At 67.2% G+C, this 22,803-nt stretch carries 24 protein-coding genes; 10 read left to right on the plus strand and 14 right to left on the minus strand.

Annotated elements, in window-relative coordinates:
* Positions 1-69: 69 nt before the first annotated feature.
* From kdsA to LHA35_RS04645, 4 genes are all read left to right on the plus strand, one after another.
* Positions 70-939, plus strand: coding sequence for a 3-deoxy-8-phosphooctulonate synthase (kdsA, locus tag LHA35_RS04630; RefSeq protein WP_226605127.1), 870 nt, complete (start codon positions 70-72; stop codon positions 937-939).
* Entirely contained in the window at positions 936-1,682 is a 747-nt protein-coding gene (locus LHA35_RS04635) for a 3-deoxy-manno-octulosonate cytidylyltransferase (RefSeq protein WP_226605130.1), read from the plus strand. The genes kdsA and LHA35_RS04635 overlap by 4 nt, the downstream gene beginning before the upstream one ends.
* Positions 1,679-2,692, plus strand: a complete 1,014-nt coding sequence (locus tag LHA35_RS04640; protein WP_226605132.1) for a KpsF/GutQ family sugar-phosphate isomerase — start codon at positions 1,679-1,681, stop codon at positions 2,690-2,692. The genes LHA35_RS04635 and LHA35_RS04640 overlap by 4 nt, the downstream gene beginning before the upstream one ends.
* Before the next feature lie 376 nt (positions 2,693-3,068).
* Positions 3,069-4,061 carry an alginate O-acetyltransferase AlgX-related protein gene (locus LHA35_RS04645; RefSeq protein WP_226605137.1) on the plus strand — a complete coding sequence of 331 codons (993 nt, stop codon included), beginning with the start codon at positions 3,069-3,071 and terminating at the stop codon, positions 4,059-4,061.
* Positions 4,062-4,705: 644 nt separating this feature from the next.
* Here the strand turns inward: LHA35_RS04645 and LHA35_RS28875 are convergent.
* From LHA35_RS28875 to LHA35_RS04695, 10 genes are all read right to left on the minus strand, one after another.
* On the minus strand, positions 4,706-5,485 hold the full coding sequence (locus LHA35_RS28875) for a CatB-related O-acetyltransferase (RefSeq protein WP_274707746.1): 780 nt from the start codon (positions 5,483-5,485) through the stop codon (positions 4,706-4,708).
* Between the two features lie 154 nt (positions 5,486-5,639).
* The gene (locus tag LHA35_RS04655) at positions 5,640-6,221 is read right to left on the minus strand and encodes an acyloxyacyl hydrolase (protein ID WP_226605139.1); all 582 of its coding nucleotides are present in this window, start codon (positions 6,219-6,221) and stop codon (positions 5,640-5,642) included.
* A gap of 124 nt (positions 6,222-6,345) precedes the next feature.
* Positions 6,346-6,717, minus strand: coding sequence for a HesB/IscA family protein (locus LHA35_RS04660; protein WP_226605142.1), 372 nt, complete (start codon positions 6,715-6,717; stop codon positions 6,346-6,348).
* A gap of 24 nt (positions 6,718-6,741) precedes the next feature.
* On the minus strand, positions 6,742-7,122 hold the full coding sequence (locus tag LHA35_RS04665) for an SUF system Fe-S cluster assembly protein (RefSeq protein WP_226605144.1): 381 nt from the start codon (positions 7,120-7,122) through the stop codon (positions 6,742-6,744).
* Complete coding sequence (gene sufU, locus LHA35_RS04670; RefSeq protein ID WP_226605146.1) at positions 7,115-7,579, minus strand: Fe-S cluster assembly sulfur transfer protein SufU; 465 nt, start codon at positions 7,577-7,579, stop codon at positions 7,115-7,117. The genes LHA35_RS04665 and sufU overlap by 8 nt, the downstream gene beginning before the upstream one ends.
* Positions 7,580-7,619: 40 nt before the next feature.
* Positions 7,620-8,849, minus strand: coding sequence for an aminotransferase class V-fold PLP-dependent enzyme (locus tag LHA35_RS04675; protein WP_226605148.1), 1,230 nt, complete (start codon positions 8,847-8,849; stop codon positions 7,620-7,622).
* Entirely contained in the window at positions 8,846-10,141 is a 1,296-nt protein-coding gene (gene sufD, locus LHA35_RS04680; protein WP_226605149.1) for a Fe-S cluster assembly protein SufD, read from the minus strand. The genes LHA35_RS04675 and sufD overlap by 4 nt, the downstream gene beginning before the upstream one ends.
* Entirely contained in the window at positions 10,138-10,884 is a 747-nt protein-coding gene (gene sufC / locus LHA35_RS04685; protein WP_226605151.1) for a Fe-S cluster assembly ATPase SufC, read from the minus strand. The genes sufD and sufC overlap by 4 nt, the downstream gene beginning before the upstream one ends.
* Before the next feature lie 14 nt (positions 10,885-10,898).
* Positions 10,899-12,398 (minus strand): Fe-S cluster assembly protein SufB, encoded by a 1,500-nt coding sequence (gene sufB, locus LHA35_RS04690; protein WP_226605152.1) that lies wholly within the window; start codon positions 12,396-12,398, stop codon positions 10,899-10,901.
* A 9-nt stretch (positions 12,399-12,407) separates the two neighbouring features.
* On the minus strand, positions 12,408-12,878 hold the full coding sequence (locus LHA35_RS04695; RefSeq protein WP_226605154.1) for an SUF system Fe-S cluster assembly regulator: 471 nt from the start codon (positions 12,876-12,878) through the stop codon (positions 12,408-12,410).
* A 220-nt stretch (positions 12,879-13,098) separates the two neighbouring features.
* On the opposite strand from LHA35_RS04695, the gene LHA35_RS04700 reads away from it, so the two are divergent.
* From LHA35_RS04700 to LHA35_RS04725, 6 genes are all read left to right on the plus strand, one after another.
* The gene (locus LHA35_RS04700) at positions 13,099-13,989 is read left to right on the plus strand and encodes an alpha/beta fold hydrolase (protein WP_226605156.1); all 891 of its coding nucleotides are present in this window, start codon (positions 13,099-13,101) and stop codon (positions 13,987-13,989) included.
* A gap of 121 nt (positions 13,990-14,110) precedes the next feature.
* A complete protein-coding gene (locus LHA35_RS04705; RefSeq protein WP_226605158.1) occupies positions 14,111-15,346 on the plus strand; it encodes a cytochrome P450 in 1,236 nt (411 codons plus the stop codon).
* Positions 15,347-15,528: 182 nt separating this feature from the next.
* Entirely contained in the window at positions 15,529-16,395 is an 867-nt protein-coding gene (locus LHA35_RS04710; protein ID WP_226605159.1) for an endonuclease/exonuclease/phosphatase family protein, read from the plus strand.
* Between the two features lie 3 nt (positions 16,396-16,398).
* Positions 16,399-17,643, plus strand: a complete 1,245-nt coding sequence (locus LHA35_RS04715) for an MFS transporter (protein ID WP_226605161.1) — start codon at positions 16,399-16,401, stop codon at positions 17,641-17,643.
* Positions 17,644-17,660: 17 nt separating this feature from the next.
* Positions 17,661-18,545, plus strand: a complete 885-nt coding sequence (locus tag LHA35_RS04720; protein WP_226605163.1) for a polyphosphate kinase 2 family protein — start codon at positions 17,661-17,663, stop codon at positions 18,543-18,545.
* 64 nt (positions 18,546-18,609) lie between these two features.
* Positions 18,610-18,894: a hypothetical protein gene (locus LHA35_RS04725; protein ID WP_226605165.1), complete on the plus strand. Its 285-nt coding sequence runs from the start codon at positions 18,610-18,612 to the stop codon at positions 18,892-18,894.
* A gap of 26 nt (positions 18,895-18,920) precedes the next feature.
* Here LHA35_RS04725 and pcaG read toward each other — a convergent pair whose 3' ends face one another.
* From pcaG to LHA35_RS04745, 4 genes are all read right to left on the minus strand, one after another.
* On the minus strand, positions 18,921-19,442 hold the full coding sequence (pcaG, locus tag LHA35_RS04730; protein WP_226605166.1) for a protocatechuate 3,4-dioxygenase subunit alpha: 522 nt from the start codon (positions 19,440-19,442) through the stop codon (positions 18,921-18,923).
* On the minus strand, positions 19,442-20,155 hold the full coding sequence (gene pcaH, locus LHA35_RS04735) for a protocatechuate 3,4-dioxygenase subunit beta (RefSeq protein WP_226605168.1): 714 nt from the start codon (positions 20,153-20,155) through the stop codon (positions 19,442-19,444). Before pcaH ends, pcaG begins: the two co-directional genes overlap by 1 nt.
* Positions 20,156-20,736: 581 nt before the next feature.
* A complete protein-coding gene (locus LHA35_RS04740) occupies positions 20,737-21,825 on the minus strand; it encodes an L-idonate 5-dehydrogenase (protein ID WP_226605171.1) in 1,089 nt (362 codons plus the stop codon).
* Complete coding sequence (locus tag LHA35_RS04745) at positions 21,825-22,769, minus strand: 2-hydroxyacid dehydrogenase (protein WP_226605172.1); 945 nt, start codon at positions 22,767-22,769, stop codon at positions 21,825-21,827. Before LHA35_RS04745 ends, LHA35_RS04740 begins: the two co-directional genes overlap by 1 nt.
* Between the last annotated feature and the right edge of the window lie 34 nt (positions 22,770-22,803).

The raw sequence follows: 22,803 nt of genomic DNA on the forward strand, positions 1-22,803 counted from the left end.
CAAGGCCCGATTCAGCTCCTCAACTGGAAGGCGGAGGCCCGGTCCAGCCGGACCGGATCCCGGTAAGCGATGTCGAACAGAAGACCTGTCCTGGCCCCCTCCCCCATCGTCGCCGTCGGCGATGTCCGCTTCACCAATGACGCCCCCATCGCGCTCATCGCCGGCCCCTGCCAGATGGAGAGCCGCGAGCATGCGCTGGAGATGGCGGAGGCGCTGCAGGGGATCTCGCGGCAGCTCGGCATCGGGCTGGTCTTCAAGGCGTCCTATGACAAGGCCAACCGCACCAGCCTCTCGGGCGCGCGCGGCATCGGCATGGCGAAGGCGCTGGAGGTCTTCGCCGAGATCAGGGAGCGCTTCGGCCTGCCCACCCTGACCGATGTGCACGAGCCGGGGCATTGCGCGCCGGTGGCCGAGACGGTGGACATCCTGCAGATCCCGGCCTTTCTCTGCCGCCAGACCGACCTGCTGGTCGCCGCTGCCGAGACCGGGCGGGTGGTGAACATCAAGAAGGGCCAGTTCCTCGCCCCCTGGGACATGAAGAACGTCATCGCCAAGGTCACCGGCTCGGGCAACCCGAATGTCCTGGCGACCGAGCGTGGCACCAGCTTCGGCTACAACACCCTGGTCACCGACATGCGCGGCCTGCCGCAGATGGCGGCGATGGGAGCGCCCGTCATCTTCGACGCGACCCATTCGGTGCAGCAGCCGGGCGGGCTCGGCGGCGCCTCCGGCGGGCAGCGGGAATTCGTCCCCGTGCTGGCGCGCGCGGCGGTCGCGGTCGGCGTCGCCGGTCTCTTCATCGAGACGCATGAGGCGCCGGAGCGCGCGCCTTCGGACGGGCCGAACATGGTGCCGCTGAAGGAGTTCTCCCGCCTGATCGAGGATCTCATGGCCTTCGACGCCGTCGCCAAGGCCCGCCGCATCGTGCTGCCGGCATGAGGCCGCTCGTCCTCATCCCGGCCCGGCTCGCCGCCACGCGCCTGCCCGGCAAGCCGCTGCTCGACATCAACGGCCTGCCGATGATCGTTCAGGTCCTGAAGCGCGCGCAGGAGGCCGACGTAGGCGAGGTCGCGGTCGCGACCGACACGCCGGCCATTGCCGAGGCGGTGCGCGCCCATGGCGGCACGGCGGTGATGACGGGCGAGCACCACGCCTCGGGCTCCGACCGCATCCATGAGGCGCTCGAGCGGCTCGATCCGGACGGCCGACACGATATCCTGGTGAATGTCCAGGGGGACCTGCCGACCATTTCTACCAGGGCGATCCGCGCCTCGCTCGAGCCCATGGCGGAGCCGGAGGTGGCGCTCGCGACGCTGATCGCCGAGATCCGCGAGGATGAGGACCGTACCGCCCCGCATGTCGTGAAGTTCGTCGGCACCGCACTGGGCGGCGGGCGCCACCGCGCGCTCTATTTTACCCGCGCGACCGCGCCCTGGGGCGAAGGGCCGCTCTGGCATCATATCGGACTTTATGCCTGGCGGCGGACGGCGCTGGCGCGCTTCGTCATCCTGCCGCCCTCCCCACTGGAGCGGCGGGAGAAGCTGGAGCAACTCCGCGCATTGGAGGCGGGGATGCGCATCGACGCCATGGAGGTGGATGAAGTGCCGCTCGGGGTCGATACCCCGGCGGATCTGGAAAAGGCGCGGCGCATGCTGACGCCGGGATCGGGAGTTGGAGCATGACCGCACAGATCGCTGCCAGCACCCTGCGGCGCGGCCCGGCCGATGCGAAGGGAATTCTCGCCGCCGGCCTGCGCACCCTGGCCATCGAGACCGCCGGCCTCGGCCTGCTGCAGGAGGCGATGAAGGGTCCCCTGGGCGAGGCCTTCGTGCGCGCGGTGGAAACCATCCACGCCGCCCAGGGCCGGCTGATCGTCACCGGCATGGGCAAGAGCGGCCATGTCGGCAACAAGATCACCGCGACACTGGCCTCCACAGGCACGCCGGCCTTCTTCCTGCACCCGGCCGAGGCCAGCCATGGCGATCTCGGCATGGTCACCTCGGGTGATGTCATCCTGGCCCTTTCCTGGTCGGGCGAGACGGCCGAGTTGCGCGACATCATCCATTATTCGCGCCGGCACCGCGTGCCCCTGGTTGCCATCACCTCCGGCGCCGGAAGCGCGCTCGGCAAGGCGGCGGATGTGCCGCTGATCCTGCCGAAGGTCGAGGAAGCCTGCCCGCACGGCCTGGCGCCCACCACCTCCACCACCCTCCAGCTCGCGCTCGGCGATGCCGTCGCCATCGCGTTGCTGGAGAAGCGCGGCTTCACCCCGGCCAATTTCCACCAGTTCCATCCGGGCGGAAAGCTTGGCGCCCAGCTGCTCACAGTGGGCGACCTGATGAAGAAGGCGCCGGACCTGCCGCTCGTGCGCGAAGACATGGATATGGGCGCTGTCATCGTGGCGATGACCGGGCACAGCCTCGGCTGCGCCATCGTGGTGGATTCGGCCGGCGCGCTGGCCGGGATCATCACCGACGGTGATCTCCGCCGCCATATGACGCCCGATATCATGCAGCGGAAGGCGGCCGAGCTGATGACGCGATCGCCGTACAGCACCGTGCCGGAGATGCTGGCGAGCGCCGCGCTGAAGGAGATGAATGACCGCAAGATCTCGGTCCTTGTCGCGGTGGAAGGCGAGCGCCCGGTGGGCGCGCTGCATATGCATGCGCTGCTTGCGGCAGGGATCGCCTGATCCGGCAGGCAGGGCGGGACGCGCTGGCGGCATGGAACTCCGGCATTCACGATTGGGAAAGAAGCATTCGCAAGAACGGTGACCGCGCCGCCGAATTCAGGAGTTGCGCGGTTCAATCGGCTTCCTCGGTACGGAACAGGTCGGATGAGTGTTCAGGGCCGTGCAGAACCGGGTCCAGCATGATGGCGGCCCAGGCATGGCACGTGACGCCTGCCTGACCATGCCCCTCCCATTTTGATCGGCGACGCGATGGGAATGCAGGCTAGTCGCCCCGCGCCGGCCGGGACTTTAAAAGAGACCCAGGCCGACACTGGTTTTTCAGTCACGCGACAGCAGCAATCCTCACCGACTCAAACGCGAATTCCCGGAGTTAGTAATGGAACAGATCATCAAAGGAGAGGACGGATTTCTGTTTGTTGGGAAGGAGAGCAATAGGTACACGGAATTCCTTCTTGGCAATCTTGTGCCTTTTCCGGCAGATCTGGACCGTCTCATTGCGTGTCATTTAACACGATTTCATTTTTGTAAGAATCTTGGCATACGATATTTCTGGATCCTAGTTCCGTCCAAGGAGCGCATCCTCAGCCATCTTCTCCCGGCCGACCTCCGGCCCCGAATGCTTCCGAACAACGCCCCCATTCATGCACTACTCGGCCGGGCCTTTGACCTCGGCTTGCATCGGGATTTCGCCAGTTTCTTTATTGATCTGTCCGATGCCTTGCGCCAGCTTTCCACCGATGGTGATCGGTTTCACAGGACCGATACCCATTGGACCCATCGCGGCGCCTGGTCCGCCTATCAGCATATCATCCAGCGCCTGAATGACGGCACGCTCGGGGCTTGCGTGGCCACGCCGCGGATCCAGGATGCCAAGCAGCAAGGGGATCTGGGGCGTCTTGCGGACCTCGGTCCGGAGCCAATTCGGCATTTTTCGAATCCGGCATTTTCCAGCGAACAGCAGGTCGTTTTTTCGAACGAGGTCGTCAACAATGGTGGGCTTCAGATCATCGAAGGCACCAGTGGATGGCGGCCAAAAGCTCTCATTCTTCGTTCTTCAAGCTTCGATTATTTCAAGGATTTCTTCCTCACCCACTTCTCCCGTTCGATGACCATCTTCGGCCCGGAACTTCGACCGGAACTCCTCATGCATGAGAAGCCCGACTATGTCTTCCACTTCCAGCAGGAACGCTACATGCTCCGGCCGCCGCAAGACACCTCAAGCACCTTCGTCACTAAATATTTGGCAGAAAAAGGAAACATCGACGATTTCAGGAACCGGGTGGAAGATTTCGTCGGGACCGGGGGATATTTCCTAAGACAAAAATCCGCAGGCGCGACACTCCACCTGTTTCGGAGCGGCCAAATTTAGTCTGTTGCCGCTCGAGGAGACCGAGCCCGCGCCTGGGGTATCCTCCCGACCTCAGGCGCGGTTATTTCCGGGCCCCAAGGCGGAGCCCCGAGATCCATCCTGAGTGTCGGACGACCTCATCCGGCAGGATTAACTCTTCACCGCGGCAATCGTCGCGCGGGCTCCGCCCCGGTGTCTTGCAGACTGCAGATGGCACAGAATTTCGCTGATCAGCATCTCTGAGGCAATTCCGGACAGCGGGTCGAAAAGTCTGTTTCAAACGACAGTACTGATCGACGATCCCGTCGTCGCCGTGGATGACTCGCCTGGAGAGAATTTCTCGGCTGAACGCCATGGCAGCCGAGATTTCGGCGAGGTTTAGCGACCTCGCGACCCTATTGCATCGGGGCAGGATGAGGCCCGCGGCCACCAGCCGACAGACAAGGCCGTGCTGAAGCTGCTGTTCCTGGTCTTGAGGCGGACCTCGAAGGAGTGGAAGATGCCGCAGAGGGAGTGGGCCGCCGCCAAGGCCCCGTTCGCCATATTTTTCAAGAACCGCTGCACTTCCGGTAAACACCACCGCCCCTAAACGGACTTGCGGACATTCCCGCTTCCATTCCGACCAGGGGCTACCGCATATACCGCCCTGCCCGGCATGGTCCGACTTATGCCACAGGCTTGGCCTCGGGGGTGAACAGCGCTTTCAGGTCGCCCGGCCCCCAGACGCGTCCCTGGTAAGGGGAAATGTCCTGGTCAGCGATGCGCTGCTCCACTTGGCTGATCGCGCTCTCAACGCAGTCAAAAGATACGCCGGCGAGGTCATACAGGGAGTAGCGCCACCAGCGCAGCCGCATCAGTCGTTCTACGATGCGTTCACTGAAGCGTGGGCGGCGCACCTTGGCCGGCGAGCCTACTGCGATACTATAGGGCGGAACGTCCTTTGTTACCACCGACCGGGCCCCGATGACAGCACCATCCCCGATCGTTACGCCGGACTTGATGAAGACGCTGTTGCCGATCCAGACATCATTGCCGATGCGAGTGGTCGGACAGGCACCGGCGAAGCGGCAACGATTTGCCAGGATCTCTTCCACGCGGTCCGGCGCGCAGAACCGGTGCCAGTCATGCAGTTGCGGATGATAGGTGATCCGCGAACTGGTGAGCCAGTCCATCGGATGCTCGTGCGTTCCGACGACGACACCGGAAGCGATGGAGACGTACCGGCCGATCTGCACATTCTCGAGCGAACCTGTGCCGGATATCGAGCAGAACGCGCCGATCTGGAGCGGATAGCCGAAGAGGAGCTGCGGCTGGACGGAGGTCGGTGCCTCGAACGCCGTACCGCTCACGATCCGCAGCCTGCCCCTCAAGGAGGGAATTTTCAATCCGTTCTGAAGCAAGGTCGGCAGCGGGTTGGAGCCGAAGTCGATCTCTGTCGCTTCCATCGATTTACCCCAGTCACATCCTGGCTCCGGCTTCTCGCTCGCGTCACACGACGCGATGCAGCCACGCGAGGAGAGCCGGACCGTCGGACATGATCGCTTGCGGGTATTTCACCAAAATGGATGGAAGCGGCTACCGCCCGAATTTCACCCTTGCCTACAATGCATAGCCGATTCGAAGTCCGACACTATTGAGCCCCTGATTGCGCCGCGCCGTACCTGCATTGGAGTCATGGTCAACAAAGAACGACACGGACCAGTTCCGGTCGAACTGATAGCCTATTTCCCCGCCGACCCGGAACAACAGGTTGCCGCCGAGATCCTTGCGATCCGGCAAGCGTGAGTTGTGCTTCCCGTCATTGACCGAACCGCCGAATACGATATCCAGGCGGATGCCGTCGCCCGGATGCAGCAAGTCGCGGGCCAGTAGCGTGGTCCAGGTCAGACCAAAATATCCTTTGGTCGTTTTCCCCTCGGTATTGGCGGAGAAGCCGAGATGCGGCCGCGGCGTCAGCGCCCAACGATAGAGCGGATCGATGCCGCCGACTGCGTGCGCGGGTATGAAGCTGGCGAAAAGCAGTTCGCCATTGATGGCGAGGCTGTCCTCCTTGGCAGCGGGATCATGCCAGATGGGGCCGCCGCGGATTTCGCTGAACATCCCGGCAATGCCCTCACCCGCATGGATGCGCGGACCGACCGCCTGCCCCGAGGCCAAGTCAGGCGCCAGCAGCCCAGCCACCACCACAAACACTCCAGCGACTCGCACCTGTGCCTCCGCCTCACCATAGCTGGCTGATAGCCTAGGACCCGTTACCGCTGGATGCGAGATCAATGGGTGGCGAGCGGCACGGCCCCGAACGCCATCACACGTGGAAACTCTCGCCGCAGCCGCAGCGGCCTTTCTCATTGGGATTGCTGAAGGTGAAGCCGGCCGACATCGCCTTCACCTCGTAATCCATCACCGTGCCGATCAGGAAAAGACTGGCCTTGCTGTCCACCAGCACGGTGACGCCCTTGTCGGTCACCTGCTCGTCGCCCTTCTGCGGCCCGTCCACCCAGGAAAGGTCGTAGGAAAGGCCGGAGCAGCCCTTGGTTTTCACACCGATCCGCAGCAGCCGTCCCTCCTCGCCGGAGGCGTAGAGACGGCGCAGCCGCTCCGCAGCCGCATCGGTCAGCTGCATCAATGGCGGCAGGGCGCGCTTCGGGCGGGCGGTGGGCTGTGTGGTCGTGCTCATCGTCATGCCCTCCAATATCAAATATCAGTACATGTTGAGTGCGAGGCGGGCATCCTCGCTCATCCGCCCCTGGTCCCAGGGCGGGTCCCAGACCACCTCCACCTCCACATCGCTGACGCCAGGCACCATCCGGACCGCTTCCTCCACCTGGCTCGGCAGTTCCTGGGCCGAGGGGCAGGACGGTGTGGTGAGCGTCATCTCGACTTTGACCTTGCCGTCATCCCCGATCTCGACCGCATAGATCAGGCCGAGTTCGTAGATGTCGACCGGGATCTCCGGGTCGAAGACGGTCTTCAGCATGGTGACGATGGCGTCCTCGCTCACCTTGGGCATGGGCGGTGGCGTCTCGCCCTCTGGCGTCCAGGCACCATGGGTCGCGGACGCAGCGGTCGCATCCTCACTCACTGCTCGCCTCCTTCGCGCCTTCCAGCGCGGCGTTCAGGGTGTGCCAAGCGAGCGTCGCGCACTTCACCCGGCTCGGGAATTCATGCACGCCCGAGAGGGGCTGCAGCCGCTCCATCTCCTCGGCGAGGTCAGTCCCGCAATCCGGGCAGGTGCCGGTCATGGCAAGTTCACGGAAACGCTCGGCCAGCGCATGCGCCTGCCCGGCCGACTTGCCCTTCACCGTCTCCGTCATCAACGAGGCGCTGGCGGTGGAGATGGCGCAGCCGCGTCCCTGGAAGGCAGCGTCCGCTATGGAGCCGTCGGGCGCGAGTTTCAGGTAGAGTTCCAGCCGATCCCCACACATCGGATTGTCGCCGCGTGCGCTGCGGTCCGCATCCTCAAGCCGACGGAAATTCCGCGGCTTGCGGCCATGGTCCAGGATGACTTCCTGGTAGAGGTCGCGCAGGTCGTCGAACATCAGGTCACCTCCGACTGCCGGCGAGGCTTCCAACCGGACGTCATGCAAAGAATTCCCGGGCCTTGCTCAAGGCCTCCGCGAGGTAGTCGATCTCGCCCTCGGTCGTGTACAGTCCGAAGCTGGCACGGACGGTGCCGCCCTCCATGCCGAAGCGGGTATGCAGCGGCTCCGCGCAATGCCGTCCCGCACGCACCGCGATGCCGGCACGGTCGAGCAGCGTCGCCAGGTCATGCGGATGGGCGTTGTCGAGCGAGAAGGCGAAGACGCCACCGCGATCCTGCGCCCGCCCCAGCAGGCCAAGACTTTCGATATCCGATAGCCGCCGCATCGCGTGGTCCACCAGCCGACGCTCATGCGCCTCGACCGCGGGCATGCCGATGGCGGAGACGTAGTCCACCGCCGCGTGCAGCCCGACGGCCTCGATAATCGGTGGCGTCCCCGCCTCGAACTTCGCAGGCGGCGCGGCCCATTCGGTACGGTCGATCGTCACCATGGCGATCATGTCGCCGCCGCCGAGGAAGGGTGGCATGCGCTCCTGATGCTCCAGTCGCGCCCAGAGCACGCCTATGCCGGTAGGCCCGTAGAGCTTATGGCCGGTGAAGGCATAGAAATCCGCGCCCAGCGCCTGCATGTCCACGCGACGGTGCACCGCGGCCTGGCTGCCGTCGAACAGAATTTTGGCACCGGCGTCATGGGCCATGCGCACCAGCCGCTCGGCCGGCGTGACGGTGCCGAGGACGTTGGACATGTGGGTAATCGCAACCAGCCCCACCTTGCCGTCCGCCAGCTTGGCCGCGACATCCTCCAAATCCAGCTCGCCCGCATCGGTCACGCGGGCGACGCGCAGCTCGATCCCCCTGCCCTCGTCCCGCAGCATCTGCCAGGGCACGAGGTTGGCGTGGTGTTCCATCTCGCTAATCAGCACGGCCTGGCCAGGCCGCAGCACGCCGCGGCCCCAGCTATGGGCAACCAGGTTGATCGCCGCGGTGCTGTTGGGGGTGAAGATCACCTCGCGCGGATCGGCCGCATTGATGAAGCGCGCGACGGCGCCGCGCGCCGCCTCATAGGCCTCGGTGGCCGCCTCGCTCAAGAAATAGGCACCGCGATGGACATTGGCGTAGCGCTCCTCCATGCAGCGGACCATGGCGTCGATCACGGCCCGTGGCTTCTGGGCGGAGGCGCCGCTGTCCAGGAAGACCAGCGGCTTGCCTCTGATCTGCTGTTGCAGGATCGGAAAATCCTGCCGAATGCACTGGATGTCGAAGCTCACGCGGCCTCCCCCTGCCGGTCCCACCAGCCAGTTACCGCGGCATCCAGCGCCTCGCGCGCAGCCTCGTCCTGCACGCCCTCGATTGCCTCGCGCAAGAAGGCCTCAACCAGCATGGCGCGGGCACGTGCCTCCGGGATACCGCGGGCGCGGAGATAGAAGAGCTGTTCGGCGTCGATCGCGCCGACCGTCGCGCCGTGGCTGCACTTCACGTCGTCTGCATAGATCTCCAGCTGCGGCTTGCTGTCGATCTCCGCCTCCGGGCTGAGCAGCAGCGCCTGGTTCATCTGGTAGCCATCGGTCCGCTGCGCGACCTGGTGGACATGGATCTTGCCCTGGAAGACGCCACGCGAACGGCCTGACAGCACGGTCTTGTAGGTCTGCCGGCTGGCGCAGTCGGGCGCCGCGTGGTCCAGGAAGGTGGTGGTATCGGCATGCTGGCCGTCGCGCAGCAACTGCGCGCCGTTCATGTGGCAGGTGGCAGCAGGGCCGGCGAGCACGGTGTGGATCTCGTTCCGCACCAGCCTGCCACCGGCATTCAGGGTGAAGTTGTCATAGGTCCCGCCCTTCTCGACCCGCGCATAGGCGGTCGAGAGCTGGAAGGCACGCGCCCCCTCCTGCTGCAGCCGCGCATGCGTCAGGACGGCGCCGAACGCCACCTCGATCTCATAGACCGGGTTGTGCAGGTAACGCGCCTCGGCCGGGCCGGTCGCGGTCTCGATGATCGTCAGGCTCGCGCCTGCCTCCAGTCGGATCAGGTGGCGCGGATGGAAGGCTTCCGGCCGCTCGGAGGCCGTGCCAAGCGACACAAGGTCGAGCACGCCGCCAGCCACGCCCGCCGGCACCGTCACCACCAGACCGTCCTCGAACAGCATGGTGTTGAGCGCCGCCATGGGCTGCTCCACCGGGCGCGCCAGGGCACCAAGGCGGCCTTCCTGCCGCTCCAGCGCTGCCGCCAGGCTCTCGGCGCCATAGGAAAGGCCGTCCAGCATCGAGAGATCCGCACGGAAGCGGCCATCGACGAAGACCGCGCGCGCGGCGCCATGCGCCGGCGGCAGCGCCGGCGAATCGTCCATGGCAGTCAGCGCCTCATCGAAGCCCGCTTCCGCCACGGGGCGAAGATCGGTGTACTTCCAGGCCTCGATGCGGCGGGTCGGGAAGCCCTGCCTGCGGAAGGCTTCGGCCGCCTGCTCCCGCAGCGCCTGGACGAAGGGCAGGCGCGCGCCAGGAAGACGCTGCTGCAGCCCTTCGAAGCGGTGCAGGAAGCCCGCCGCGCCGGTGACGAGCGCCGTCATGCCGCGGCCTGTACCGAAGCGTAGCCGGATTCCTCCAGCTGCTTCGCCAGTTCGGGGCCGCCCGTCTGCACGATGCGGCCATTCATCAGGACATGCACCTTGTCAGGCACGATGTAGTCCAGCAGGCGCTGGTAGTGGGTGATGACGAGGGAGGAGAAGCCCGGGGCCCGCAGCGCGTTCACGCCATCCGCCACGATCTTCAGCGCATCAATGTCGAGGCCACTGTCGGTCTCGTCCAGGATCGCCAGCTTTGGCGACAGCAGCGCCATCTGCAGCACCTCGTTGCGCTTCTTCTCGCCGCCAGAGAAGCCCACATTCACGCCGCGCTTCAGCATGTCCTCGGAGATGTGGAGCGCTTTCAGCCGATCCCGCGCCACCTTCAGGAATTGCATGGCGTCCAGCTCCGGCTCACCGCGCGCCTTGCGCACCGCGTTTAGCGCCGTGCGCAGGAAGAGCGCATTGCCGACACCCGGCAGTTCCACGGGGTACTGGAAGGCCAGGAACAGGCCGGCCGCCGCGCGCTCCTCCGGCTCCATCGCCAGCAGGTCAATGCCGTTAAAGGTCACGGAGCCGCCGGTGATCTCATAGCCTTCCCGGCCGGAGAGGACATAGGAGAGCGTGCTCTTGCCAGAGCCGTTCGGGCCCATGATGGCGTGGATCTCGCCGGCGGGCACTTCCAGGTCGATCCCCTTGAGGATCTGCTTGCCCTCGACCTCGGCGGTCAGTCCTTCGATCTTCAGCATCAGTCTGTCTTTCCTTAGCCCACCGAGCCTTCGAGGCTGATCTGCAGCAGCTTCTGCGCCTCCACCGCGAACTCCATCGGGAGTTCCTTCAGTACCTCGCGGCAGAAGCCGTTGACGATGAGGCCAACCGCGTCCTCTTCCGAGAGGCCGCGCTGGCGGCAATAGAAGAGCTGGTCCTCGGCGATGCGGCTGGTGGTCGCCTCGTGCTCCACCTTCGCCGTCATGCAGCGGTTCTCGATATAGGGCACGGTATGCGCGCCGCACTGATCACCGATCAGCAGCGAGTCGCACTGGGTGAAGTTGCGCGCGCTGCTCGCGGTCGGTGCCACCCGCACCAGGCCGCGATAGGTGTTCTGCCCGCGCCCGGCCGAGATGCCCTTGGAGACGATGGTGCTCGTCGTCCGCTTGCCGACATGGATCATCTTCGTGCCGGTATCGGCCTGCTGGCGGTTGTTGGTGATGGCAACGGAATAGAACTCGCCCACCGAATCATCGCCGAGCAGCACGCACGACGGATACTTCCAGGTGATGGCCGAGCCGGTCTCCACCTGGGTCCAGCTCACCTTGCTCCGCCTGCCGCGGCAATGCGCACGCTTGGTGACGAAATTGTAGATGCCGCCCCGGCCCTCGGCATCGCCGGGGTACCAGTTCTGCACCGTGCTGTACTTGATGGTCGCGTCGTCCAGCGCCACCAGCTCCACCACTGCCGCGTGCAGCTGGTTCTCGTCCCGCATCGGCGCCGTGCAGCCTTCGAGATAGGAGACCGTGCTCCCCTCCTCGGCAATGATCAGCGTGCGCTCGAACTGGCCGGTGCTCTTCGCATTAATCCGGAAATAGGTGGAGAGCTCCATCGGGCAGCGCACGCCCTTCGGGATGTAGACGAAGCTGCCATCAGTGAAGACCGCGCTGTTTAGCGCCGCGTAGAAATTGTCGCCTTGCGGCACGACAGTGCCGAGATACTGCCGCACCAGCTCCGGATGGGTCTGCACCGCCTCGGAGATGGCACAGAAGATAATCCCCTCCTTCTCCAGCCGCGCCTTGAAGGTGGTGGCGACGCTGACGCTGTCGAAAACGGCGTCCACCGCGACCGGCATCCGGCCGGCATCGGAGGGCGTCTCCCCCGCGCCCTCGACACCCGCGAGAATCGCCTGCTCCTTCAGCGGGATGCCCAGCTTGGCATAGGTCCGCAGCAGTTCCGGGTCCACCTCGTCCAGCGACTTCGGCTTCACCTTCTGCACCGGCGCCGCGTAGTAGTAGGCGTCCTGGTAGTCGATCGGCGGATACTTGACCGCCGCCCAGACCGGCTCCTCCATCTTCTTCCAGATGGCGAAGGCCTTCAGGCGCCAATCAAGCAGCCATTGCGGCTCGTTCTTCTTCTTCGAGATGAAGCGGACGATGTCCTCGTTCAGCCCCTTCGGGGCGAATTCCATCTCGATATCCGTCTCGAAGCCCCACTTGTAGGTGCCCTCGGTGACGGACTGGACGGTGTCGATCGTCTCGGTGACGGCGGGCATGAACGATCCCTATTCGGCAAGCATGGGGGCGAAGCGGGCGGAGACCCGGGCGGCGGGGCAATGGGCCGGGCCGGCCAGGTCGGCCACCGTGATCCCGGAGAGCGCGTTGCGGATGGCTTCGTTCACCGGGTCCCAGCGGCCGCGGACGGCACAGACGCCCTCCGCCTCGCACAGGCCCAGGCTGCCATCCACGCAGGCGGTCAGCGCGATCGGGCCATCCACGGCGGTGATGACCTCGGAGAGCGGCACCGCGGGCAAGGGCCGGGTCAGCCGGTACCCACCGCGGGCGCCGCGGACGCCTTCGACCAGGCCGGCTTGGCCCAGGATCTTCAGCACCTTGGCCACCGTCGGCTCGGCGATGCCGGTCGCGGTAGCGAGACCCGGTGCGGTCTGCACACGACCGTTCGGCCCCGCGCCATCCAGCGCGAGCCGGGCCATGACCACCACGGCATAGTCGGTGAGCTTCGACAGCCTCAGCACGGCACCCGTCCCTTTCGCAGGCGTCAAATAGGACTAAACAGGTCCCCTTTGAAGGGCTATCCAGATCGTGAAGCCATGCATTTCCGGCGGGGCGGACTTTCGGGCCCTGCGGACGGAGGGTAGCCTGCTGCGGCTTGTTCAGGGGCAGGGTCTTGCCGTCGGGCGTTTCGGCGCGACGCGCCGGCGCTTGCCGGCCGGAGGACCCAGGGGGAACGGTGCCATGCCGGTGATTACCACCGATGACGGGGTCGATCTGCATTACGAGGAGGCCGGCAGCGGCACGCCTCTCATCTTCGTCCATGAATTTGCCGGCGATGCGCGGAGCTGGGAGCCGCAGATGCGCTTCTTCGCCCGGCGCTACCGCTGCATCGCCTTCAATGCCCGCGGCTATCCTCCGAGCGCGGTGCCCCATGACGGCACCGCCTACTCCCAGGACCGGGCGACCGACGACATCGCCGCCATCATCAAAGGGCTGGATCTGGCGCCGGCGCATGTGGTCGGCCTCTCCATGGGAGCCTTCGCCACCCTGCATCTCGGCCTCCGGCACCCGCACTTGGCGCGCAGCCTGACGGCCGCCGGCGTCGGCTATGGTGCGGCCCCGGGCAAGCGCGACCAGTTCCGCGCCGAAGTGGACGCCACCGCCGCCCGCATCGCCGAGGAGGGAATGTGGAAGATGGCCAGGACCTATGGCCGTGGCCCGACCCGCCTGGTCTTCGAGGAGAAGGACCCACGCGGTTACGCCGAGTTCCTGTCCCAGCTCGCGGAACATGACACGGACGGGGCGGTGCTGACCATGCGGGGCGTCCAGCGCGAGCGGCCTAACCTGTTCGAACTTGAGGACCAGTTCCGCAAGCTGAAACTGCCGACCTTCATCATCTGCGGCGACGAGGACGACCCGACGCTGGAGCCCGGCCTGTTTCTCAAGCGCACCATCTCCACCAGCGCGCTCCTGGTCATGCCGCGTTGCGGCCACGCCATGAATATAGAGGACCCGGATGCCTTCAACCGGGCGGTGCTGGATTTCCTTACCTGGGTGGATGCCGGACGGTGGTGGGAGCGGAACCCGGAGACGCTCTCGGGCGGTATCATCGCAGGGAAGGCCGAGACGTAGCGGCCTGACGGCCGGAGCGGCCGCGCCCCTGGCGGGTTTTCCTTCCCTCCCGGGCCGGAGCTTCCGCTAGGCTCCCCGGGTGCCGCGCGCAGACGCGGCCCCGCGTGGGAGACAACCGTCCATGAATGCCATTCCTGACCGGCGCGCGCTCCAGCTCCCGTTGGAACGCTTCGATGTCAGCGATCCCGGCCTGTACCAGAACCAATCCTACTTCGCCTATTTCGACCGCCTGCGACAGGAGGACCCGGTGCACTGGTGCGCCGAGAGCCGCTTCGGTCCCTATTGGTCCATCACCCGTTACAAGGACATCATGGCGGCCGAGGTGAACCACCAGGTCTTCTCCTCGGAGCTCGGCGGCATCCAGGTCCTCGACCAGCCGAAGGACATGCAGCGCCCGAGCTTCATCCGCATGGATCCGCCGAAGCATGACGAGCAGCGTAAGGTCATCCAGCCCATCGTCGCGCCCGGCAACCTCGCCAATATGGAGCCGCTGATCCGCGAGCGGACCCGGCGCGTGCTGGATCAGCTTCCCCGCAACGAGGAGTTCGACTGGGTCGAGCGGGTCTCGATCGAGCTGACCACGCTGATGCTGGCGACGCTCTTCGACTTCCCGGTCGAGGAACGCGGCAAGCTCACCTACTGGTCGGATGTCGCGATCGCCGACATCACCGACCCCGAGGCGCCGGTGCATTCGGAGGAGGCGCGCTTCGCCGAGCTGAAGGTGATGGCCGAGACCATGGGCCGCCTGTTCAACGAGCGGAAGGCGCAGGCGCCGGGCTTCGACCTGCTCTCCATGCTGGCGCATGGCGAGGCCACGCGCGACATGCCGCTGCGCGAATTCATGGGCAACCTCGCCCTGCTGATCGTCGGTGGCAACGACACCACACGGAATTCCATGTCCGGCGGGCTCTATGCGCTGCACCAGCATCCCGCGGAATGGGACAAGCTGCGCGCCGATCCCTCCCTGATCCCGAACATGGTGTCCGAGATCATCCGCTGGGTGACGCCGGTGATCCATATGCGCCGCACCGCCAGCCGGGATTTCGAGTTCGGCGGCAAGCGGATCCGCGCCGGCGACAAGGTCTGCATGTGGTATGTTTCCGGCAACCGCGACCCTGAGGCGATTGAGGAGCCGGACCGCTTCATCATTGACCGGCCGCGGGCCCGCCAGCACCTCTCCTTCGGCTTCGGCGTGCACCGCTGCGTCGGCAACCGGCTGGCGGAGCTTCAGCTGCGGATCCTGTGGGAGGAGCTCCTGGCCCGCTTCGACCGCATCGAAGTGCTGGGCGAGCCCAGGCGGATCTACTCCAACTTCATCCACGGCATCCGCAGCCTGCCGGTGCGGATCCCGGGGTAGGGCAGATCGCCGGAGGCCGTGATCAAGCGGACGGGTGACTCTGCTCGAAAGGCGAAGAGTTCCAGCCGAATCGGATGGTCGGCCTGGACGATCCTGCTATCCGGTGCCCGGGCGAGCGTGGCACCGGGCGCTTGACGATGCCGTTGCTATCCAGCCGGGGCCGCTCCCGGCACTCTGCGGGGATGCGCGCCCTGCTCCTCCTGATTCTCCTTGTCCTTGCCATCCCCGCCGCCGCGGCAGAACTCAAGCTCGCCAGCTGGAACATCGCCTGGCTCACCCTCCGCCAGGCCGGCGACCCGGACCTGCCGCGCAATCTCACGCCGCGGCGCCCCGTCGATTTGCAGCTCCTTGCCGCCTATGCGAAGCGGCTGGATGCCGATGTGGTCGCGTTGCAGGAGGTGGACGGGCCGGAGGCGGCGGCGCGGGTCTTCGACCCTGGCACCTATGCCTTCTTCTTCCCCGCCGAGCAGGACACGCAGCGCACCGGCTTCGCTGTGAAGCGCAGCCTGCGTGCCGCGCAGAACCCGGATCTCGCGGCGTTGGATCTCCGCCCGCGTGCCCGCTTCTCGCTCCGCCGCGGGACCGACATCACGGTCGAGGCCGCCGGACGGCGCCTGCGCCTGCTCTCCATCCATCTCGATGCGGGCTGCCGCAACGCGCCGCTCTCGGACCCGATCCCGGATTGCGACTCCCTCCGCCAGCAGGCGGAAATCCTGGCGGGCTGGGTGACGGAGCGCCGGCGTGAGGGCACCGCCTTCGCCATACTCGGCGACTTCAACCGCGCGATCGGCGGGGCGGAGGACGAGTTGCTGCGCATCCTCACCGCCGCGGCGCCCCTGACCCGCAGCACCGAAGGCGTCTCCGACCCCTGCTGGGCGGGGGCGCGCGGGCCACGTCGGTTCATCGATCATATCCTGCTGGGCGGGGAGGCCCGAAGCTGGCTGGTGCCCGACAGTTTCCGCGTGATGGTCTATGCGGAGCGCGAGCGCGAATGGCGGGAGCGGCTTTCCGATCATTGCCCGATCAGCCTGCGGCTTCGGCTTCCCTGACGGATGGAGACGCTCCGCACCTTTCTCCGGGTCAGCCTGCCCTTCGCCGCGGTCGGCTTCCTGAACCAGGCTGCCCGCATCGTCGTGGCAACGGTCGGACCTGCCATGGCGCTGGAGTTCGGCCTCTCGGCCAGTGGCCTTGGCGCGCTGGCGGCGGTGTTCTTCGCCGCCTATGCGCTGGCCCAGTTGCCGATCGGCCTTGCCATCGACCTGCATGGACCACGGCGCGTGCAGGTCCTGCTCTCGCTGGTCGCGGCGCTCGGCTTCCTGCTCTGCGCGCTGGCGAGGGACCCGACGCTGCTCGCGGTGGGCCGCTTCGTCACCGGCATCGGCATCGGCGGTGCGCTGATCGGGCTGATGAAGGCGAACATGCAATGGTACCCGGCCTGGCGGCTGGCGGCGGTGACCGGCGCGGGTGTCTTCTTCGGCGCGGCCGGCGGGCTCGCCGCCACCCTGCCGGTGCAGGCGGTGCTGCCCTCCATCGGATGGCGCGGCGTCTTCCTGGTGCTGGCGTGCCTCGCGGTGCTCGCCGCGCTCTGGATCCGGCTTTCCGTGCCGGCCAACCCACCCGGGGCACGGCCAGCGGTGCGGCGCCCGCTCGGGGCCGAGATCGCGGAGTTCGCCCGGATCTTCCGCCACCCGGTCTTTACCCGGAACATGCCGGCGGTCGCGCTGCTCTCCGGTCTGGTCTTCACCTATCAGGGGCTCTGGGCTGGACCCTGGCTGCGCGATGTCGGCGGGCTCGGCGATGCGGCGCGGGCGGGCGTGCTGCTCTGCTACTCGCTCGGCATCATGGCGGGGCAACTCTTCGGCGGGCATCTCGCCTCCGCCCTGCAGAAGCGCGGGGTGGAGGCCATGCGGGTGCCCTTCGCCGGCATGGCCGCCATGGCGGTGCTCCAGATGGTGCTGATCGCCCAGCCGCAGGGGGTGGTCACCCTGTCCCTCTTCTGGTTCGGCTTCGCCTGTGTCGGCTCGGTCGGGCCCATCTCCTATGCCGTGCTGGCGCAGCGTTTCCCGCCGGAACTGACCGGGCGGGTGGCGACCGCGCTCAATTTCAGCATGCTCGCGCTGGTGTTCCTGCTGCAGAATGGCATCGGCCTCATCCTGGATCTCTGGCCGCGCAGCGCGACGGGTGGCTGGGACCCGGCGGGCTATTCCTGGGCGCTGGGCTTGACCCTGGCGCTGCAGGCGCTGACGGTTCTGTGGCTGGTCGCGGCGCCGCGTCTCCAGGCTCGCCGCGCGGCCTGACCGGGGGGAGGAACGCCGTGGTCGATGTGACGCAGGTCCGCAAATTGCTGGCTCGCTATCGGGTCGAGGACGGCAGGAGTTTCCATCTCAAGGACCATGACCCGGCCGACACCGCCGGCCTCGGCCTGGAAAAGCAGGAAGCCAAGGCGTTGCTGCAGGAGGGCATCGCCCTGCTGAAGGAGCAGCAGGACATGCTCTATGCCCAGGATCGCTGGGCGGTGCTCTGCCTGTTCCAGGCCATGGATGCCGCCGGCAAGGACGGCGCCATCAAGCATGTGTTTTCCGGCGTGAACCCGCAGGGCGTGCGGGTCGCCAGCTTCAAGGCGCCGGGGCCGATCGAACGTGACCACGATTTCCTCTGGCGCCACATCCTGGCGATGCCGCCGCGCGGCGAGATCGGGATCCACAACCGCTCCTGGTACGAGGAAGTGCTGGTGGCGCGGGTCCATCCCGAGATCCTGGCCGGCCAGAAACTGCCGCCCGTGCTGCGGACGAAGCGGATCTGGGAGGAGCGGCTGGAGGACATTGCGAATTTCGAGCGCTACCTGTCCCGCCAGGGGATTGTCGTCCTGAAATTCTTCCTGAATGTGAGCAAGGAGGAGCAGCGCCGGCGCTTCCTGGCCCGGATCGACGAGCCGGAAAAGCATTGGAAATTCAGCGCCCAGGACGTCGCCGAGCGGCACCACTGGGATGATTACCAGGCGGCCTATGAGAAGGCGATCCGCGCGACCGCCACGCCGCACGCGCCCTGGTATGTCGTGCCGGCGGACAGCAAGTGGTTCACCCGGCTGGTCGTGGCGGGCGCCCTCGCCCTGGCGCTGGGGGAGCTCGACCTGCACTATCCCAAGGTCAGCGCCGAGGATCTGGCGCGCCTGCAGGAAGCCCGGAAGGAGCTGGAATGACCCGCATTCCGATCCTCCGAAGGTTGCGCTTGACGCCAGCCGCGCCGCTTGCGATCCAGGGATGGTGAGGGACCTTGTCAGCGTCGGTCGCAGCGACGACGACACGCTCTGGGCTGTCTATGCGACCATCGGCCGCACCAGCCGGATTGCCGAGGTATTCCGCAGCCGGGCGGCCGCGCTGGCCGACCGGGATTGGCGGGCCCAGCAGGTGCGGGCCTATGAGGATTTCCTGCGCCGTTCCTCCCAGCCCGTGCCGCATTACAGCGTGGCGCCGATCAAGCGGCACGACCTGCCGAGGAAATGGACCCCGCTGCCCGCCCTGGGTTTCCTGCGGGGCCAGTTCGTCTGAGGGACGCGCCGGGCGTCCCCCCTTCCTCACACCTCGAGGAAGACCGTCTCCCCCTCCCCCTGCAGCCGGATGTCCAGGGTCCAGACCCCCGGGCCGGTGGAGCGGGCGATGAGCGTCGCCCGCTCCACCGGATCCTCGATGGAGGAGAGCAGCGGGTCGGTCTCGTTCAGCGCCTCGCCCTCGAAATAGAGGCGCGTCCGCAGCGCGGTCATCAGCCCGCGCGCCAGCAGAACGATCGAGAGGTGCGGCGCCTGGGTCTGGTTGCCATGACCCGCTACCGGCTGCGGCTTCAGGGTGATGAAGCGGAAACGGCCCTCGCCATCCGTTGCGCTGCGGCCATAGCCGGGGAAGCGCTCATCCGCCAGCGGGCTGGCCTGCCAGATCTCGACCGCCGCATCGGCGACCGGCGCACCGGCCCCATCGGTGACGCGGCCGGTCACTTCAATCCGCTCTCCCTCCGCGCCGAAGCGCGTCAGGTCGGCCCATTCCTTGTGCTCGATCAGGTGCCAGTAGGGCCCGATGGTCTGGCTGGCGGTGGCGGTGGGCATCAGTGGTGTCCCCCATCCTCGAAGGGCGTCGCCCCGCGGCCGCGCAGCACGATATCGAAGCGGTAGCCCAGCGCCCATTCCGGCTCGGTGATCGCCAGGTCGAACCTGCTCACCAGCCGCTCCCGCGCCGCGGCGTCGCTGACCGCGTGGTAGATCGGGTCCAGGTTGAGCAGGGGGTCGCCGGGAAAGTACATCTGGGTGATCAACCGTTGGGCGAAGCCGGTGCCGAAGAGCGAGAAGTGGATGTGGATCGGCCGCCAGGCATTGTGGTGGTTCCGCCAGGGATAGGCGCCCGGCTTGATGGTGACGAAGCGGTACCGGCCTTCCGTATCGGTGAAGATGCGGCCCTCGCCGGGAAAATTCGGGTCGGCAGGTGCGTCATGCATGTCGCGCGGATGGGCGTAGCGGCCGGCGGCATTGGCCTGCCAGACCTCGATCATGGTGTTCGGGATGGGCCGACCGTCCTCATCCGTCACCTGGCCGGCGACGATGATCCGTTCCCCCAGCGGCTCACCACTCGCCTGCTTCGTGAGGTCGTTGATCTCGGGAAAGAGCGCAGGGGTGAAATGGGGGCCAGTGGTCTCGCTGACCGTCTGCGCCAGCTTGCGCAGGGCGCGCTTCGGATGGCGAAGATGGGTGCTGCCATAGGCCGGCGCGTCGAGCGGCGGCTGGGTACCGGCCGCGAAAGGCCGGAAGGGCAAAGTGTCGGACATGCCTGTCTCCTCCTCTGCGGCGCGGAGGCCCCACCCTCCGGCCGCGAGGTCTCCACGCCATATGCCTGCTTGTAGCCCGGTTCGGGAGAGGCGGCGATCAGCCTGTTCCAGCGCGGTGCCGCGGGATCTTGTGACCTCGCCCCATCTGGTGCTTTCGGCCCTGGCCTGCTGCGGCCAAGCCTCCGGCCTGCCTGGGGTGGGGAATATCGAGGCAAAGCGGAGTTTCTCGATCACCCCGGGCGGATTCAGCGCGGTGATCGACGGGTGCTGATCGCACTGCCGCCCAGACCGACCGTGCCCTGGCGCCGGCCCACACCCGACCCGGGCTCCCCGGCCGAACACAGTGGCGCCTGCTGCCGGCCGAGGCGGTGGTAATGGAGAGGAGGCCCCAAGCCACGGCTCGGCCCTGCAGGCCCATCTCCCGATGCGGCGCTCGGGCGGCTTCCGCACCATGGCGTGCGGCGGACTCGGCCATGCCCTTCCTGCCACGGTCGGCTTCGCCCTCCTGCCTCCCGGGCGGCGCACCGTCGCCCCCTCGCGCTACCCCGCCGAGGGCCGAACTGCCCTCGAAACCTTCGCGTTCAGAAGGCAAGTTGCACCTTCATCGCCTTGCTGCGGTCGCCCGCCAGTTCGAAGGCCGCGACGGCCTCCTCGACCGGCAATGTCGCGGTCAGCATCGGCATCGGATCGATGGCGCCGCGCGCGAGAAGTTCGATTGCCAGCGCGAATTCCTCCTGGAAGCGGAAGGTGCCGCGCAGCGCGATCTCCTTCGCCACCAGGGCCGAGAGTGGCAGCGACACATCGCCGCCGAGGCCGAGTTGCACGATGACCGCGCCCGGCCGCGCCACCTCTATGGCGGTCTTGAGGGCAGCGGCGCTGCCGCTCGCCTCGAAGACCACGTCGAAATGGCCCTTGTCGACAGCGTAGCCGCGCAGTGCCTCGGGGTCCTCGGCCACGGCCACCGTGCGGTCCGCCCCCATCCGCCGCACCGTCAGCAGCGGCGAGGAGAGCAGGTCGGTCACCACAATCTCCCGCGCCCCGGCATGGCGCGCGACGGCGACCGCCAGCGTCCCGATCGGGCCCGCGCCGGTCACCAGCACCCGCGCCCCCAGCAGCGGCCCGGCCTGCCGCGCCGCATGCAGGCAGACCGAGAGCGGCTCGGCGAAGGCGGCGCGGGCGATGTCCATGCCATCGGGCAGCGGCACCGCGCGGGCCGCCTCACAGACCAGGGACTGGGCGAAGCCGCCCTGCACATGCGGCAGCCGCATGGCGCTGCCGTAGAAACGCATGTCGAGGCAGTGGTTGGGCTGGCCCGCCAGGCACCAGCGGCAGGCGCCGCAGGGTAGGCTCGGGTTCACCGCGACGCTTATGCCGGGGGCGAGGTGCGCGACCCCCTCCCCCACCGCCTCGACCGTGCCGGCGATCTCGTGGCCGAGCACCATCGGCTCCCGCAGCCGAACCGCGCCGAAGCCGCCATGCAGGTAGTAGTGCAGGTCGGAGCCGCAGATGCCGCCCGCGCGGATGCGCAGCCGCACCTGGCCGGGACCGGGCTCGGCCGCCGCCCGCTCCTCGATCCGCAGGTCCTTCGGCGCATGGATGACGACGGCGCGCCCACCGGCCGGACGATTCAGCTCTCCGCGCCGTTCGGCGCCCTGGCCGTCAGAGGGCATCACCGGACTTCCGTCAGCAGGGGCCGGCCGGCGAAATGCGCATCGACATTGTCTCGCATGAGCTGGCCCATGGCCTTGCGTGTCTCGACCGTGCCGCTCGCCGCATGCGGCGCCAGCACCACATTGGGAAAGGTGGCGAATTCCGGGTCGATCGCCGGCTCGTTCCAGAAGACGTCGAGGCCGGCGAAGGCGATGCGGCCGGCGCGGATCGTCTCCAGCAGCGCCGGCTCGTCGCAGCAGGAGCCCCGCGACACGTTGACGAAGATGGTGCCGGGCCTGAGCGCCTCGAAGGCGGCGCGATCGATCAGCCCCTGGGTGGTCGGCCCGCCCATGGCGCAGCAGACCAGGATGTCCACCTCCGGCGCCAGCGCCGCCGGCGTCGGGTACCAGGGATAGGCGACGTCCTCCTTCCGGGTCCGGCCGCTGTAGCTGACCGGCATGCCGAAGCCCTCCGCCCGCCGCGCCACCGCCCGCCCGATGCGGCCGAGCCCGACGATGCCCAGGCGCTTGCCCCAGACCCGGGTCGTCAGGGGCATCGAGCCTTCCCGCGCCCAGGTCCCCTCCCGCACCCAGGCATCGGCACGCGGGATCTCGCGTGCCGCGCCGAGCAGCAGGGCGAAGGCCATGTCGGCCACGTCCTCGGTCAGCACGTCCGGGGTGTTGGTCACCGGAATGCCATGGGTGGCGCACCAGCCCTTGTCGATGGCATCGATCCCGACGCCGTAGCAGGCGACGATCTCGAGCCGTGGCAGCCGCTCCATCAGCGCCGCCGAGGCACCGATCTCGCCCTTGGTCACGATGCCGCGGATGTCGGGCGCGTGCTGCGCCAGGAAGGCCTCCTGGTCCGGCGCCTCGTAGAGCAGGCGCAGCGTGTAGCGCTCCGCCAAGGGCTCCAGGTCCCAGTCGGGCAGGACGCCCATGACCAGAAGCTCCGGCTTGTCCACGCCCGCCTCCCCTGCTTGTCTCGCCGCGCTGTAG

Source organism: Roseicella aerolata, from assembly GCF_020523605.1.
GTDB lineage: Bacteria > Pseudomonadota > Alphaproteobacteria > Acetobacterales > Acetobacteraceae > Paracraurococcus > Paracraurococcus aerolatus.